Origin of the sequence: Streptomyces sp. NBC_00322, assembly GCF_036147535.1 — a bacterium.
In the GTDB taxonomy this organism is placed as follows: Bacteria; Actinomycetota; Actinomycetes; order Streptomycetales; family Streptomycetaceae; genus Streptomyces.
On sequence record NZ_CP108019.1, the window covers coordinates 1,475,223 to 1,490,403 of the forward strand.

The 15,181-nt window shown below is 70.2% G+C and carries 10 protein-coding genes; 4 read left to right on the plus strand and 6 right to left on the minus strand.

What is annotated here, in order from left to right:
- Positions 1 to 66: 66 nt before the first annotated feature.
- Both OG905_RS06700 and OG905_RS06705 read right to left on the minus strand, forming a co-directional pair.
- Positions 67 to 1,704 (minus strand): ABC-F family ATP-binding cassette domain-containing protein, encoded by a 1,638-nt coding sequence (locus tag OG905_RS06700; RefSeq protein WP_328666673.1) that lies wholly within the window; start codon positions 1,702 to 1,704, stop codon positions 67 to 69.
- Between the two features lie 465 nt (positions 1,705 to 2,169).
- Positions 2,170 to 3,198 carry an oxidoreductase gene (locus OG905_RS06705; protein ID WP_328666674.1) on the minus strand — a complete coding sequence of 343 codons (1,029 nt, stop codon included), beginning with the start codon at positions 3,196 to 3,198 and terminating at the stop codon, positions 2,170 to 2,172.
- A 66-nt stretch (positions 3,199 to 3,264) separates the two neighbouring features.
- Here OG905_RS06705 and OG905_RS06710 point away from each other — a divergent pair, with 66 nt between their 5' ends.
- Complete coding sequence (locus OG905_RS06710; RefSeq protein ID WP_328666675.1) at positions 3,265 to 4,221, plus strand: FAD-dependent oxidoreductase; 957 nt, start codon at positions 3,265 to 3,267, stop codon at positions 4,219 to 4,221.
- 85 nt (positions 4,222 to 4,306) lie between these two features.
- On the opposite strand, the gene OG905_RS06715 is transcribed toward OG905_RS06710, so the two are convergent.
- The 3 genes from OG905_RS06715 to OG905_RS06725 form a co-directional block, all read right to left on the minus strand.
- Complete coding sequence (locus OG905_RS06715) at positions 4,307 to 4,609, minus strand: hypothetical protein (RefSeq protein WP_328666676.1); 303 nt, start codon at positions 4,607 to 4,609, stop codon at positions 4,307 to 4,309.
- A gap of 74 nt (positions 4,610 to 4,683) precedes the next feature.
- A complete protein-coding gene (locus OG905_RS06720; RefSeq protein WP_328666677.1) occupies positions 4,684 to 5,964 on the minus strand; it encodes a M14 family metallopeptidase in 1,281 nt (426 codons plus the stop codon).
- A complete protein-coding gene (locus OG905_RS06725; protein ID WP_328666678.1) occupies positions 5,961 to 7,937 on the minus strand; it encodes a Xaa-Pro dipeptidyl-peptidase in 1,977 nt (658 codons plus the stop codon). Before OG905_RS06725 ends, OG905_RS06720 begins: the two co-directional genes overlap by 4 nt.
- A 189-nt stretch (positions 7,938 to 8,126) precedes the next feature.
- Here OG905_RS06725 and OG905_RS06730 point away from each other — a divergent pair, with 189 nt between their 5' ends.
- Positions 8,127 to 9,626, plus strand: a complete 1,500-nt coding sequence (locus OG905_RS06730) for a M1 family metallopeptidase (protein WP_328666679.1) — start codon at positions 8,127 to 8,129, stop codon at positions 9,624 to 9,626.
- 151 nt (positions 9,627 to 9,777) lie between these two features.
- Positions 9,778 to 10,818 (plus strand): LacI family DNA-binding transcriptional regulator, encoded by a 1,041-nt coding sequence (locus OG905_RS06735; RefSeq protein WP_328666680.1) that lies wholly within the window; start codon positions 9,778 to 9,780, stop codon positions 10,816 to 10,818.
- A 27-nt stretch (positions 10,819 to 10,845) separates the two neighbouring features.
- On the opposite strand, the gene OG905_RS06740 is transcribed toward OG905_RS06735, so the two are convergent.
- Positions 10,846 to 13,629, minus strand: coding sequence for a glycosyl hydrolase (locus OG905_RS06740; protein WP_328666681.1), 2,784 nt, complete (start codon positions 13,627 to 13,629; stop codon positions 10,846 to 10,848).
- A gap of 242 nt (positions 13,630 to 13,871) precedes the next feature.
- Between OG905_RS06740 and OG905_RS06745 the strand changes: the two genes are divergently transcribed.
- Complete coding sequence (locus tag OG905_RS06745; RefSeq protein ID WP_328666682.1) at positions 13,872 to 15,176, plus strand: extracellular solute-binding protein; 1,305 nt, start codon at positions 13,872 to 13,874, stop codon at positions 15,174 to 15,176.
- The last annotated feature ends 5 nt before the right edge of the window (positions 15,177 to 15,181 follow it).

Below are 15,181 nucleotides of genomic sequence, written 5' to 3' on the forward strand. Positions count from 1 at the left end.
CGTCCGGTGGCGGGGCCCTTCGCGTCCGTTCCGAGCGTGGTTCAGCTCCGCGGAAGTGACGAGACGTCAGCCCTCCGTGACCTTGCCGGCCGACACGTCGATACGCCGCGTGGTGCGGACCGAGTCGAGCATCCGGCGGTCGTGTGTGACCAGCAACAGCGTGCCGGTGTACGAGTCGAGCGCGGACTCCAGCTGCTCGATCGCCACAAGATCGAGATGGTTGGTCGGCTCGTCGAGTACGAGGAGATTGACACCGCGGCCCTGGAGCAGCGCCAGCGCGGCGCGGGTGCGTTCACCCGGCGAGAGCGTCGTCGCCGGGCGCAGCACATGCTCGGCCTTGAGCCCGAACTTGGCCAGCAGGGTGCGCACTTCGGCCGGTTCGGTGTCGGGGACGGCGGCGCAGAACGCGTCGAGCAGGGTCTCGGTGCCGTAGAAGAGACCGCGGGCCTGGTCGACCTCGCCGACCACGACGCCCGAGCCGAGCGAGGCATGCCCCGCGTCCAGCTCGATGCGGCCCAGCAGGGCGGCGAGCAGCGTCGACTTGCCCGCGCCATTGGCTCCCGTGATGGCGACCCGGTCGGCCCAGTCGATCTGGAGCGAGGCCGGGCCGAAGGTGAAGTCGCCACGGCGGACCTCGGCGTCGCGCAGGGTCGCCACGACGGAGCCGGAGCGCGGGGCAGAAGCGATCTCCATCCGCAGCTCCCACTCCTTTCGGGGCTCGTCCACAGCGTCGAGGCGCTCGATCATGCGCTGCGTCTGGCGCGCCTTCGCCGCCTGCTTCTCGCTCGCCTCGCTGCGGAACTTACGGCCGAGCTTGTCGCTGTCGGTCGCCTTGCGGCGGGCGTTCTTGACGCCCTTGTCCATCCAGGACCGCTGCATCTGGGCGCGCCCTTCGAGCGCGGCTTTCTTGTCGGCGTACTCCTCGAAGTCCTCGCGGGCGTGGCGGCGGGCGGTCTCCCGCTCCTCCAGATACGCCGCGTATCCGCCGCCGTACAGGGTGATCTGCTGCTGTACGAGATCGAGTTCCAGGACCTTGGTGACGGTACGGGTCAGGAACTCGCGGTCATGGCTGACGACGACCGTCCCGGCGCGCAGCCCCTGCACGAAGGTCTCCAGACGGTCCAGTCCGTCCAGGTCGAGATCGTTGGTCGGCTCGTCGAGCAGAAAGATGTCGTAGCGCGACAGCAGCAGGGAGGCGAGACCAGCGCGGGCCGCCTGGCCGCCGGAGAGCGCGGTCATCGGCAGGTCGAGTCCGACGGTGAGGCCGAGGGTGTCGGCGACCTCCTCGGCGCGCTCGTCAAGATCCGCGCCGCCGAGCGCCAGCCAGCGCTCCAGGCTGTCGGCGTACGCGTCGTCCGCGCCGGGCGCGCCGTCCACGAGCGCCTGGGTCGCCTCGTCCATGGCGCGCTGGGCGGCGGCGACTCCCGTCCGGCGAGCGAGGAAGTCCCGCACGCTCTCCCCGGGCCGCCGCTCGGGCTCCTGCGGGAGGTGCCCGACGGTGGCCGTGGGCGGCGACAGCCTCAGCTCGCCCTGCTCGGGCCGGTCGAGCCCGGCGAGCAGACGCAGCAGGGTCGACTTGCCTGCGCCGTTGACTCCGACGAGACCGATCACGTCGCCGGGCGCGACGACGAGGTCGAGCCCGGAGAAGAGCGAGCGGTCGCCGTGCCCGGCGGCGAGTTCTTTGGCGACGAGGGTTGCGGTCATCAGGGGGCTGATCCTAGCGGCGGGGGGTGGGGGTGGTTGTGGGGGCGGTGGGGGGTGGGCCGCTGCGGCAGGGCTTGGGGCGGGTTGTCGGTGCGGGGCGGTGACGGAGGGTGGGCCGCTGCGCGGGGCTGGGTCCCCAACCCCGCCCCGTCCCGAACTGGGGCAAGCCCCCAGCCCCCCCGGGGAGGTGTACGCGGGGGCTGGCGCCCCCGGGCGCCGGCTTCGCGGCGCGGACCAGCCCTGCGGCATTAAGGGCCGGCGCTCCACACCCGGCGGCGCCGGTACGCGGCATCGGGTGGTCACCCACACGCCGCGGGCGCCGACAGCGGCGCAGGGGCGCAGGGGCGCGGCGACCGGGCCGCCCATCGCGCCGCGCGAGCGGGCGCCCGGGGGCCGAGGGCGCAGCCCCCCGTAACCCTCCCCGGGTCTGGGGGCGGCCCGCCCCCGGGGTGGGGAAGAACAACCTCACCCCACCACCGGCGCCACCAGCACGCCCCCCATCGTCCGCCCCACCAGGAACGACCGCCCCCTCACCGCCCGCCCCTCCAACGGAATCCGGTGCTCGCCCGGTTCCAGCATCCCGTCGAACACCTCCCTCGTGTGCGTGCGGTACAGCCGGTCCAGGCGGTACGCCACCAGCTGTACCCGGCACGTCGAGGTCACCTCCACGTGCGCCACCCCCGCCGACGCCGTCAGGCTGATCAGCCTCCGGCGTTCCGGCGGGCTGCGGTCCAGAGCGTGTTCTATCTGGGCGACCAGCAGCGGAATGATGGGGGCGAGTCCGTCCACGTACGCCACGTCCGCGTCCGCCGCCTCGAACGCCGCCCGTACCGCCGCGCGTTCGGGTTCGCCGACCGCGCGGCCGAAGGCGACCGCGCCGTAACCGAGCAGCTCGTCCGCGTGGATCTCGGTCGCGTCCTGGGTGATGTCCGCGCCGATGCCGATGGTCCGCAGGGCGGCGGCCAGCTTGGCCAGTACGTCGACGCGCGCGCCGATGAGCAGGACCCGGCGGCGCGGGGGCGGCGCGGCGTCGCCGTCCGGCAGCAGGCGTTCGAGCTCGGCGCGGTACGCCTCGCCGCGGAAGCGGAACGGCCCTATCCCGCGGTAGCCGTTGAGTTCCAGGTCCACCGTCTCGGACGTCTGCCAGGCGAAGTCCCGCCATACGACGTCGTCACCGTCGCGCTCGATCACTGCGGTCACCGCGCCGCACCCGATGCTCTCGCACTCGGGGCAGCCGTAGATCACACAGCGCCCGTCCGCCAGCGGCGCCGGCGCTTCGAGCAGGAGGGTGCGCAGCTGGGCTGTGAATATCGCCGGGGGCACGTCGGAGGCCAGTGGAGAGACGGCGTCGAGGTCGCTGAGCTGGAACAGCAGCGGCCGCCCGTCGACGATGAAGTCCATGAAGTCCCGGTGCACTTGGTGGCCACCATCCGAGAGGACTCCCCCGACCCGCGTCGCCGGCGACAGCTCGAAGGTCGCGTAAACGGCAGACATGTCCTGAGTATCCCCACCTATGACCCGTTCTGAGCACGCCGCCCGCCTTTGGGCTACGGTCCCGTCATGAGCGGCGACGTGGTGGTGGTGGGTGGCGGGGTCATAGGGCTGACAACGGCGATCGTGCTTGCGGAGAGTGGCCGCCGCGTACAGGTGTGGACGCGGGACGCGCCGCAGGAGACGACATCGGCGATGGCGGGCGCGCTGTGGTGGCCGTACCGCGTCGAGCCACTGGAGTTCGTCGGCGCATGGTCGCTCGCCTCGCTGCGGGTGTACGAGCAGCTGGCGGCCCACCCGGAACTGACGGGCGTGCGCCTGGTCGCGGGTGTGCACGCCCATGAGCGGTTGTCGGGTCTGGGACCGTGGGCCGCCGAGGTGGCGGATCTGCGCGAGGCGCGCGCCGACGAGCTGCCCGAGGGCTACGGGAACGGGCTGTGGGCCAGGCTTCCGCTGATCGACATGCCGGTTCATCTGGGCTGGCTGCGGCGGCGGTTGGAGGCCGCCGGCGGCACGGTAGTGACACGTACGGTGAAGACTCTGGCCGAGGCCTCGGACCGGGCACGGGTCGTGGTCAACTGCACGGGTCTCGGCGCGGGCGAGCTGGCCGGGGACGCCCGGCTGAGGCCCGTACGCGGACAGTTGGTGCTGGTGGAGAATCCGGGCATCGAGGAGTGGTTCACCGCGGCCGACCACGCGTCCGCGAAGACGACGTATTTCTTCCCTCAGCCGGGCCGGCTGATTCTCGGCGGCACGGCGGAGGAGGACGACTGGCGGCTCACGCCGGATCCGGAGACGGCCGAGGAGATCGTGGAGCGGTGTGCGCGCATCCGCCCGCAGATCGCGGGGGCGCGCATCCTGGGACACCGGGCGGGGCTGCGCCCGGTGCGGACGAGCGGCGTGCGCATCGAGGCCGAGGAACTGCCGGGCGGCGGGCTGCTGGTCCACAACTACGGCCACGGCGGCGCCGGAGTGACGGTGGCCTGGGGCTGCGCGGAGTCTGCGGCGGCGCTGGCCGCACGGTGACAGGAACGGGTCGCAGAGGCCGCAACGCCCGCCCCGATGTGTCCGGGGCGGGCGATGTCGATGTGAACTGCTGGGCGTCAGCCGCTCAGGCGTTGTTCTCCGCGTCCTGGCACGACTTGATCTTGCGCTGGATCGCGTCGGCCTGCGCGCGGGCCTTCTTGGCCTCGGCGTGGGCGCCGAGCCGGTCGAGCTTGGCCGCCTTCGTCTTGAGCTCGGCCACCTCGGCACGCATCTTGTTGTAGTCGCAAATGATGACGTGTCCGGCCCGCGCGCCCGACTGGGCGGCGGACGCGGCCTGCGCGGGCGCGGCGGCGAACAGCAGCCCACCGGCCATCGCGGCGGTCACGGCGAGAGTGGTGATACGGCGCATCTCAAACTCCAAGTGCATGGTGGTGCGCCCCCGTTGAGGGGGATGGTCGGTCAGTACCAGTCGGTAACTTTAGCCGACTTGATCAACCGGCCTCAGCAAGTGGCCACCGCCTGCCCCGATGTGAGGTGATATGTCGCACGGGAATCGAGCAACAGCGGGATCAGCTCGCGCTGGGACTGCCGCAGCGGTACGAACGCCCCGTCGCCGTCCGGTCTCGACACCACGCCGTGCAGGGCCAGTTCGTCCTTGACGTCCGCGTACTGCGCGCCGTCGAGGCGGTAGCCGCAGGGCGGGTCAAGGAGCGTCTCTTCGGGGGTTGCCGGATCGTTGTCGGCGCCGCCCAGATAGACCGGGCCGCGGTCCTTGAATCCGGCCAGCCGGGCCCCGGCGGTCACCGCCCCGATCCGGCCGTGTCGTTCGTCGGCGAAGGCCAACAGCCCGCCAAGCGCGTCCAGTTGGCTGTTGACACGGCGGCGGTTGTTCAGCGCGGGATCGGCCTTCTCCTCGGGTGTCATGGGGTCGACGCGGCTCTCGATGAGCAGTCCCAGCGCGTTCTTGACGCCCGAGGCATTGCGCAGGATGCGCTCCTGGCCGTCTCCCGCGGTCTGTTTGACGGGGTCGCCGGTGACCGGGTCGGTCCAGATGCCGTAGGTGCCCGTACTGAAGCCGCCCTCGTGCGCGGCCGGGCGGACATAGTCCCGCGAGAGCGCCTGCGACTCCTCGTGGACCTTGGCGTCGGTGTTCAGATTGCGCGGCCAAAGGTCGAACAGGTCCTTGTCGTAGTACGGAGGGGTCGCGCCGTACTCGTGCAAGTCGTAGACCACGTCCGGGCGTTGGTCCCGGATGACCGCAGCCATCGCCCGCGCCTCGGCTGTCTTCAGGGCGATGTGGTCGCGGTTGATGTCCAGGCCGTCGGAGTTCTCGCGGGTGTCTGCGGCCCGTCCGTCCGGGTTGGCGGTGGGGACGACGAGGATCCTCGTACGGGACAGCATTCTGCGGGTGTCGGCGTCCCTTGCGTACGCGAGATCGCGGATCGTGGTCAGACAGGCCTCCCGGCCCGAAGGCTCGTCTCCGTGCTGCGTGCAGATCAGCAGCACGGTGTTCGGCGCGTGCCGGGAGCCGATCCGTACGAGCTGGAGCGGCCGGCCCTGCTTCGTCGTACCGATCCGGCCGACCGAGACCCGGTCGCCGCCCCGGTCGACGGCGGCGAGGAAGGTCTGTTCCTCGGGCTGACCGGTCCAGCGCGCGCCCTTGCTGGTCTCGAAGCCGGTGCGCGGCACACTGTGCGCCGCCTGCGCCGGCGCGGAGACGAACGGCAGCGCGAGTGCGGCGGCCGTGACCGTGAGGGCCAGAGTGCGGACACGGGAGATCATCGCCCGCTGCCTCCCGGGATCGGGCGGATCATGCGCGGCTCGGCCACACCGCTCAGGCGCGACTCGCTCGGGGCGGGGGATGCCGCGGAGCCTGCGGTCGCTCGTACGAAGGCGGGGGCACCGCCGACGATCGGCAGCTTCGCCGTGGTGCGGGCCAGATCGAGGGTGAGCGTCGGAGTGCTCGCGGGCGGGTCGATCAGATCCCTGTCCGTGCCGCCGACGATCAGCGCGAGCCGGTGCCCGGCCGGGACGACATGGTCACTGGCGTGCAGGTCGAGGGTGATGGTGTACGCCGTGCCGGGGGCCAGCGGGCGGCCCTTGGCGTCGGAGGCGTAGTTGCCCAGATCGGCCCAGCCGCGGCTGAAGACCGTGTAGTCGACGGCGGCCGTGCGTGCCTTGGTCTCCTTGAAGCAGGGGCTGTCGCCCGGCGTGCTCGCTCCCCAGCAGGTGCGGTCGGTGAGAGTGGTGATCCCCTCGCCCGCCGCCGCGTAGTCGCGGATGGTGTCGGGACCCAGGTCGACGAGGACCGCGGAGAGATGGGCACTGGTGGTGGACGGGGTCGCGGTGATCGTCACCTTGGAGGAGCCGGAGATCCGCAGATCGCGGCCGAGCGGCTTGGTGAGGAATCCGGCCTTGGCGGGTGTCGACGTGTCGATCGCCGCGGCCCAGTCGGTCTCGTCCAGCGTCCGGTCGTCGGTGAACGTCTCGGTCGCGCCCTGACGTGCGCGGGTCAGCGCGAGGGTGCCGACGCCCGCCGCAGTGCCCTTGCCCGGCCGGAGGCTGGTGGTGCCGGTGGCCCGGGGCGGCCAGACGCGGTCGGTGGACCACTGGTCGGGGGCACGCTCGATGTCGGCCATCGGCTCGCGGTCGATGCCGTTGTCGTAGCCGAGGAGATAGTGGTCGAACCAGCGGTGCAGGGTCTTGGTCCACTCGGCCCGGCGGAAGTCGAACGGGTCGACGTGCCCGGTCTGCGAGAGCCAGACCTTGCGCTCCACGCCCCGGTCGGCGAGGGCGGCCCACCACTGGCCGAAGTGCTTGGTGCGGACATTGAGGTCCTGCATGCCCTGCACCGCGAAGACGCTGGCGCGGACGTTGTCCGCGGTGCGGACGTAGTCGCGCTCGCTCCACAGCCCGGTCAGGTCACCGGTGCGCGGGGCCTCGTCGACCAGCCGCTTCTGGACTGCTTGGCAGCGGGCGCGGGCCTCGGGGCTCTCGACATAGTCGGAGAGCCATTCGGGTCCGGAGTCGTAGAGCGGGGCGCCCTTGGCGAAGTAGTAGTCGTACCAGGAGGAGATGGCGGCGATCGGGACGATCGTCTTCAGCCCCTCGACTCCCGTTGCCGCGACGCCGTTGGCGATGGTGCCGTCGTAGCTCTTGCCGATCATCCCGGTGTCGCCGTTGGTCCAGCCGGCCCGGGCGCGTTCACTGCCGGTGCGGGTGGTGTAGCCGCGACCGCGGCCGTTCAGCCAGTCGACGACGGCCTTCGCGGACTGGACGTCGGAGCGCCCGCCGACATCGACGCAGCCGTCGGAACGGTTGGTTCCTGCCAGGTCGACGCCGACGAAGGCGTAGCCGCGCGGGACGAAGAAGTTGTCGTAGTAGAGCGGCATCTGTACGACGTTGCCGTTCGCGTCGTAGGTCTTCTTCTGGCTCTCGTTGCCGCGTCCGCAGCAGGAGTAGTACGGACTCGCGTCCATGATCACGGGGATTTTCCGGCCCTGCCGGGCGGGCTCCCGCGGCCGGACGATGTCCACGGCGACACGGTCGGTCCGGCCGTCTCCGTCACCGTCGAGACGGGTGTCCACCCACACGGACTCGCGTATCGCGTTCTCGTACGAGTAGACCGGCCTGCTCTCCCGCAAGGGCGTGCTCTGGGCGCCCGTCGGGGCCAGGGTCATGGCCATCAGGGCGGCCGAAGCCGCCACCACCAGCGATCTGCACGTCAAGCGGGTGCCCCGCGCGCGTATCGGCATGGGCGGAAGGTACTCCGGCCAACTCCCTTGCGACAGAGGGCCATCAGGGCATCAAAGTGACGACTGGGACACCCGGGTTCATGTCGGCCGAATGGCGATCCCATGAAAGGCCGAGCTTCGCTCCTGACTGACGGCCCGGGGTCTGCATAGGGTCCAAGTGATCACCACTCCCCACGACTTGGAGCATCCGTGCACCGCAGACTCATCGTCCCGAGCGCGCTCGCGGCCTCTCTTGTGCTGGCGATCCCGGCATCGGCCGCAGACTCCTCGCCGGGCGCCCCGGGCATCGGCGACCCCTACTACCCGGCCAGCGGAAACGGCGGATACGACGTATCCCACTACGACCTGAGACTCACCTACCAGCCCAAGACCGACCTGCTGGAGGGCACGGCGACGATCCTCGCCACCACCCAGCAGAATCTCAGCCGCTTCAACCTCGACTTCGGGCTGAAGGTCAATGAGGTCCGGGTCAACGGCAAGAAGGCGACATTCGCCAAGGAGGGCGACCAGGAGCTGGTCATCACTCCCGTCGCACCGCTGGAGAAGGGCAGGTCCGTCTCGGTGGTGGTCCGTTACGCGGGCAAGCCGTCCGAGCTGAACATCGGCGGATACACCGCCTGGCACCGCACTCCGGACGGCGGCGTCGCGGCCCAGGAGCCGGACTCCGCGGTGTGGTGGTTCCCCAGCAATGACCACCCGCTGGACAAGGCGACGTACGACATCTCCGTCTCGGTTCCGGACGGCACCCAGGCCATCAGCAACGGCGCACTGCAGTCGCAGAGTTCGAAGCTCGGCTGGACCCGCTACAACTGGCGCTCCAACAAGCCGCAGGCGTCATATCTGGCCACGCTCGCCGTCGGGAAGTTCGACATCACGACGGACAAGACGGCCGATGGGCTGCCGATCCTCAATGCGTACAGCCAGGATCTAGGCGACAACGCGGGGGCGGCGCGGGCGAGCGTCGAGCGGACCGGTGAGGTCGCCGAGTGGCTGACCGAGGTCTTCGGCCCGTACCCCTTCAACGCGCTCGGCGGCTATGTCCCCAATGTGAAGAGTGGCTACGCGCTGGAGACGCAGACCCGCCCGTTCTACAGCCCGCGCCAGTTCGCGAACGGCGCGAATGTCTCCGTGGTCGTCCACGAGCTGGCCCACCAGTGGTACGGCGACAGTGTGTCCGTCGACGGCTGGAAGGACATCTGGGTCAACGAGGGCTTCGCCCGGTACAGCCAGTGGCTGTGGTCGGAGAAGGAGGGCGAGGGAACGGCGCAGCAGCTGGCGGACTGGGTCTATGCACAGCACCCCGCCGACGACGCCTTCTGGACGGTCAAGCCGGGCGACCCGGGCGCTGACAAGCAGTTCGACATCGCCGTGTACGACCGGGGTGCGCTGGCGCTGCAGGCGCTGCGCAACGAGCTCGGCGACAAGGACTTCTTCGCGATCCTCAAGGGCTGGCCGACCGAGCACGCCTACGGCAACGCCAAGGTCGGAGACTTCGTGAAGTTCGCCGAGAAGATCTCCGGCAAGCCGCTGGCCGGGCTCTTCGACGCCTGGCTCTACCAGCCGTCGAAGCCGGGCGCGCCGGCCGCGGCCGGGGCGCGGATCGCGCGGGCCGACGTGAAGCCGGCACAGCCCGCGTCGTGGAAGAAGATCGCCGCGACGAACTCGATCCACGATCACGACCAGCACTGAGGTGAGGGTGAGCAGCGCCGCCGTCCCGGGCCGGGACGGCGGCGCTGCTCACCTCGGGACACCACGGGTGGGAGCGCTCTCAGCAGTTCGCCGTGACCGGATATCCTGTACGTCCCACGCGGCTGAATGACGCAGACGAGGAGCACCCGCCTTGCCCGAGCAGACCACTGGCTCCCGCCCCACTCTGGAAGCCGTCGCCGCCCGCGCCGGTGTCTCCCGGGCCACGGCATCGCGGGTCGTCAACGGCGGCGCGGGGGTCAGACCGCCGCTGGTCGACAAGGTGCGCCAGGCGGTCGAGGAGCTCGGTTACGTACCGAATCACGCGGCCCGCACCCTGGTCACCCGGCGCAACGGCGCGGTCGCAGTGATCATCGCCGAGCCCGAGTTCCGGATCTTCTCGGACCCCTTCTTCGAGCAGCAGGTGCGGGGCATCAGCCGTGAGCTGACGGCGTACGACTCCCAGCTGGTACTGCTGTGGGTGGAGGGTCCCGGGGACTACGAAAGGATCGCCCGCTATCTCGGCGGCGGCCATGTCGACGGCGCGCTGGCCTTCTCGCTGCACAACGACGACGAACTGCCCGCCATCATCCGCCGGGTGAAGGTCCCGACCGTGTTCGGCGGCCGCCCCGGCTGGCCCGGCGCCGCCGCCGAGTCCGCCGTCCCCTATGTCGACTGCGACAACCGCGGGGGCGCACGCGAGGCCGTGCGGCATCTCGTCTCTCTCGGCCGCGAGCAGATCGCGCACATCGCGGGCCCACGCGACCAGACCTCCGCGACGGACCGGATCGACGGCTACCGCGACGTTCTGCTGGACGCCGATCCCGGTCTTGTCTGCCAGGGCGACTTCACCGCCGAGAGCGGCGCCCGGGCGATGGCCGAGCTCCTGGACCGCCGCCCGGAGCTGGACGCCGTCTTCGCCGCGAACGATCTGATGGCCTCGGGTGCCCTGCGGACGCTGCGGGAGCGGGGACGGCGGGTGCCGGAGGATGTGGCGCTGGTCGGTTTCGACGACATGGCCTCGGTGGTCGAGTCGACCGATCCACCGCTGACGACGATCCGTCAGGACATCGAGGGCATGGGCCGGTTGATGGTCCGGCTGCTGATGCGCGTGCTGAACGACGGCGAACCGGGCTCCGGCGCCCCCGCCTCCGTGATCACCCCGACCACACTGGTGCGGCGGGCCTCTGCCTGAGCGACCGAGGCCTGCCGCACCCCGCGGTCAGCTGTAGGGGATCACCAGCACCGACTTGTCCGTACCGGTCTGGAGCTTGCTGGCGCCGTTGCCGATGGCGTTCCACACCTCCAGCCGTACGGTGCCGCCGCTCAGGTTGCCGAGGCTTCCGGTCGCCGCCTTCAGCCCTCGTGACTGCGCGTACTCCTCCCAGCCGGTGACCGGATCGGTCGCGAAGTACTGGTAGGTCTCGGCCCGGTCGAAGGTGCCGTCGCCCGTGAAGTCGTAGCTGATGCGGGCCTGCTGGCCGAGGCCGACCGTGGTGCCCGCGTCCAGCTGGAGGCGGAACGCGGTCGCCGCACCCGGGGTGAGGGTGCCGTTGACGTTTCTGATCTCGTAGACGAGCGGCTGGTGCGGGGTGCCGTCGTAGTTGGCACCGCCCGCCGAGGCGATCGTGTCACTGCCCGCCGTGCCGTCCGTCGCGGTCGTGAGCACTCCTCCCGTGCGGAGCTGGAAGGTGTTGCCCGTCGGCGGCTCGGGGTCGGGATCCGGGTCCGGGTCGCCTCCTGAGGTGCCCGTGCCCGTCGCCGTCGAGCGCGCCGGGACCAAGAGCGTCTTGCCGTCGGAGAAGGTCACCGTGCGCGCCGTGGCGCCGTAGTTGTGCGCGGCGTAGGTCCGTACGGTGCCCTTGGTGAACACGGCGGAGGTCGGGATGTCCCCGGTCACCGTCGCGTCGGGGGCGCCGAGAGTGTCCAGTGTCGTGATCCAGTGGTAGGTGTGCGCCTTGGACTCGCCCTGCTCGGGGGTGTAAGCGGCGTTGCCCGCGTCCCATTTGGCCTTCGCTGCCGCCGGGTCGGCGAAGGACTGGAACTCCCACAGGATGTCGCGCCATTCGACGGCGGGGCCGCCGTTCTCCCGTTCCATCTCGGCGATATTGCGGCGGATCGCGGCTTTGTCGCCGCCCAGGTGGAGTGAACCGCCCGTCACCGGAAGGGCGTTGATGCCGTGGATCTCCTCGGGGTTGGCGGTCCACCAGGTGGCGTACGCCGCGCCGCTGCCCCACACCATGCCGGCCGTGTCATGACCGAAGGAGGACGGGAAGACCTGCTCGTCGGCGTCGAACCAGTACTGGGCGATCGCCTCGGACTCGGTGGTGAGCAGATACGTACCGAGATCGCGCAGCGTGTTGTCGCCGGTGGCCGATCCCCACAGCACAAGGCCCGCGCTGAGGTTGGTGGACTCCGAGGACGACTCCTGGTTGTTGCCCGCGGCGAAGCCCTGGTGCCCGGAGGCCCAGCTGTGGCCCGCGTACACGTCGAAGCCGCGCAAGAAGGGGAAGGCGGTGTCGGTGCGGCTGGGGTTGGCCGCGTCCCGCACCAGGGTCTTCACCATGCCGCCCCAGGCGGAGTCGGCAGCCCATGCCTGGTCGGACTGGGCGACAACGGCAGCCGCGTAGACGTAGTAGCTGTAGTGGAAGTGGTGGTCGTTGAGCTCGGTGTCGCTGCCGTACGAGGCCGGGTAGCCGGTGAGCGTCTTCCAGTCCTTGTCGTACGAGAACTCGTTCGCACCGCCGGTGGTGAACCAGTCCTGGAGTTTGCCCTTCATCAGGCCGATGAGCCTGTCGCGGGTGGCGGTTTCACCGATCTGGTCGGCGAGCGGCACGAGTTGGGCGAGCTGCCCGAGCACCTTCCCGGTCCAGTAGGTGTCGGTGTAGTCCTTGAACGGGTTGGGGTCGTTCGCGACCTGGTCCAGATAGCCCTTGAGCCGGGCCTGGTCGACGGCGTTGGTCTTCGGCAGCCCGGGCAGGACCGCCGACGCCTTCTGGCTGGTGGTGAACGAGGCCGCCTCGCGGACCTTCATGGTGCCGCGGGGCGAGACGTAGGTGTACGCGGTGAGCGGGTCGGCGGTGTGCAGCCACTGGTGGCGGTAGAGAGCCTGAAGCGTTCCGCGCTCGGTGCCCTCCTTGGCCTCGGTGGTCAGGCTGTAGGTGGCCTGGACGGTGCCGCCGGTGTAGCTCCAAGTGGCCTTGGATCCGGTGACGAAGCTGTAGGCGTACTTCTTGTAGGTCGCGAGCGCGTCGGTGGAGGGCAGCACGGCGAGCGAGAAGTAGTCCTTGGCGCCGAGGCCCGCCGTAATGGTGGAGCCGGAGACGGTCCAGTCGCTGCCGGTGGGGGCGAACAGCGCGTAGTGGTGGCCCGCGACGGTGATGCCGAGGACATTGCCCTGGTCGGCGAAGACCGCGGGCGCGGCGGCGGTGGTGATCTGTGCGTTGCCGCCGGTGCCCTTGGCGTATACGAACGGCATGCCGTGGCCGATGGTCGTGCGCAGGGTGCGGGTGCCGTCCGACCAGTAGGGGGTCACGGTCCAGTCGGACCAGTCGTCGGCCTTGGTGTCGGGCGAGTTGAGGCCGCTGAGGCCGAGGGTGAGGTCACGCTTGTGCGCGTACTCGTACTGGCGGCCCTCCCCGACGATCGCCGGGGCTGTCGGATAGCCGATGTCGAGTCCGCCGGCGGTGGCCTGGTAGGTGAGCGGGTGGCCGTACATGGGGGTGGAGTACGGGTTGTCGCCGTAGCGCTGGAAGGCGAGCGAGGACCACCAGTCGTTGGTGGGAACCGGCTTGTCCTTGGCTGCGGGGGTGAGTTTGGGGCTGACCGGCGCTCCGGTGTTGGTGGTCGGTCCTGACGTACCGGCGGGGCGGGTGTCGGAGTAGCTGCCAGAGCCTACGGGGACGGTTGCGGCCGCCGCCGGGGTGGCGGCCGGGCCCAGGCCGAAGGCGGCCAGGGCGGTGACCAGGACCAGCGCGGCAGCTGGTCCTGTGCGGGTGGCTGGCATGGACGGCACCTCGAAGTCATCACGGGTAAGGGCGTCCGAGAGCGCTCTCAGATGCCATGGAACGTAAAACTCCTGAAACAGAAGTGTCAATAGGTGGGACACAGGCGGTAGTTGGCGGACCGTCCAACCTGTTATGCGTTCGGGACTTGACGGGGCGATCGCCTCCAGGGCACTCTCCAGTCGCAGATCTGAGAGCGCTCTCAACGGCGCGCTCGCTCCACCGAAGCCAAGGGAGGCTTCCCATGCCCATCGCCCGAGCCGCCAAAAGGGCCACCGTCCGCCTGAGTGCGGTCGCGCTCGCCGGGGCACTGCTCGCCGCCTGTGGATCCGGCTCGTCCGGCGGATCCTCCGACAGCGCGGGCGGCAAGGTCACGCTCACCGTCGACCTGTTCGGATCCTTCGGTTACAAGGAGGCCGGGCTGTACGCCGAGTACGAGAAGCTCCACCCGAACATCAAGATCAAGCAGAGCGACACCGAGGACGAGCAGGACTACTGGAAGTCGCTGCAGACCCGGCTCGCGGGCGGTGGCGGCCTCGCCGATGTGCAGGGCATCGAGGTGGGCCGGATCGCCGCCGTCACCCAGCAGCAGGCCGACAAGTTCGAGGATCTGAAGAAGTACGGCGCCGACAAGCTCAAGGACCAGTTCGCCGAGGCCAAGTGGTCCGCGGCGACCGGCAAGGACGGCCAGATCCTGGGTCTGGGAACCGACGTCGGCCCGGAGGCCATGTGCTACCGCACCGACCTCTTCAAGCAGGCCGGTCTGCCCACCGACCGCACCCAGCTGGCGGCCAAGTGGTCCACCTGGGACGGCTATCTGGCGCTCGGCAAGGAGTACAAGAAGAAGGCCCCGGCCAAGAGCGCCTGGGTGGACAGCGTCGGCAGCCTGTACGCGATCATGGTCGGCCAGCAGAAGGAGCGGTACTACGACGCCTCCGGAAAGCTGATCTATGAGAACAACCCGGCGATCAAGGCCGCCTGGGACGCCTCCACCGATGCCGCGCAGGCAGGCCTGAGCGCCAAGCTCGACCAGTGGTCGCCGCAGTGGAACCAGGCGTTCTCGGCCGGCTCCTTCGCCACCATGCCCTGCCCCGCCTGGATGCTCGGCTACATCAAGGGCCAGGCCGGTGACGCCGGCCAGGGCAAGTGGGACGTCGCCAAGCTGCCCGAAGGCGCCGGGAACTGGGGCGGCTCGTATCTCTCGATCCCGCGCGCGGCCGAGCACAAGAAGGAGGCGTACGAGCTGATCCAGTGGCTCACCGCCCCCGAGCAGCAGGCCAAGCTCTTCACCAAGCAGGGCAACTTCCCCTCGTCGACCGGCGCCATCGCCAAGGTCGCGGCCGCCAAGGACCCGTACTTCTCCGACGCTCCGATCGGCCAGATCTTCGGCGACGCCGCCAAGGCCGCGCCGGTCCAGGTCCTCGGGGTCCACGACAAGAACGTCGCCGACCAGATCACCAACGCGCTGAGCGAGGTCGAGCGCAAGGGCACCTCGCCCGACAAGGCCTGGTCGACCGCGAAGAAGAACGTGGAGAACGCGACCGGCTGACCCCC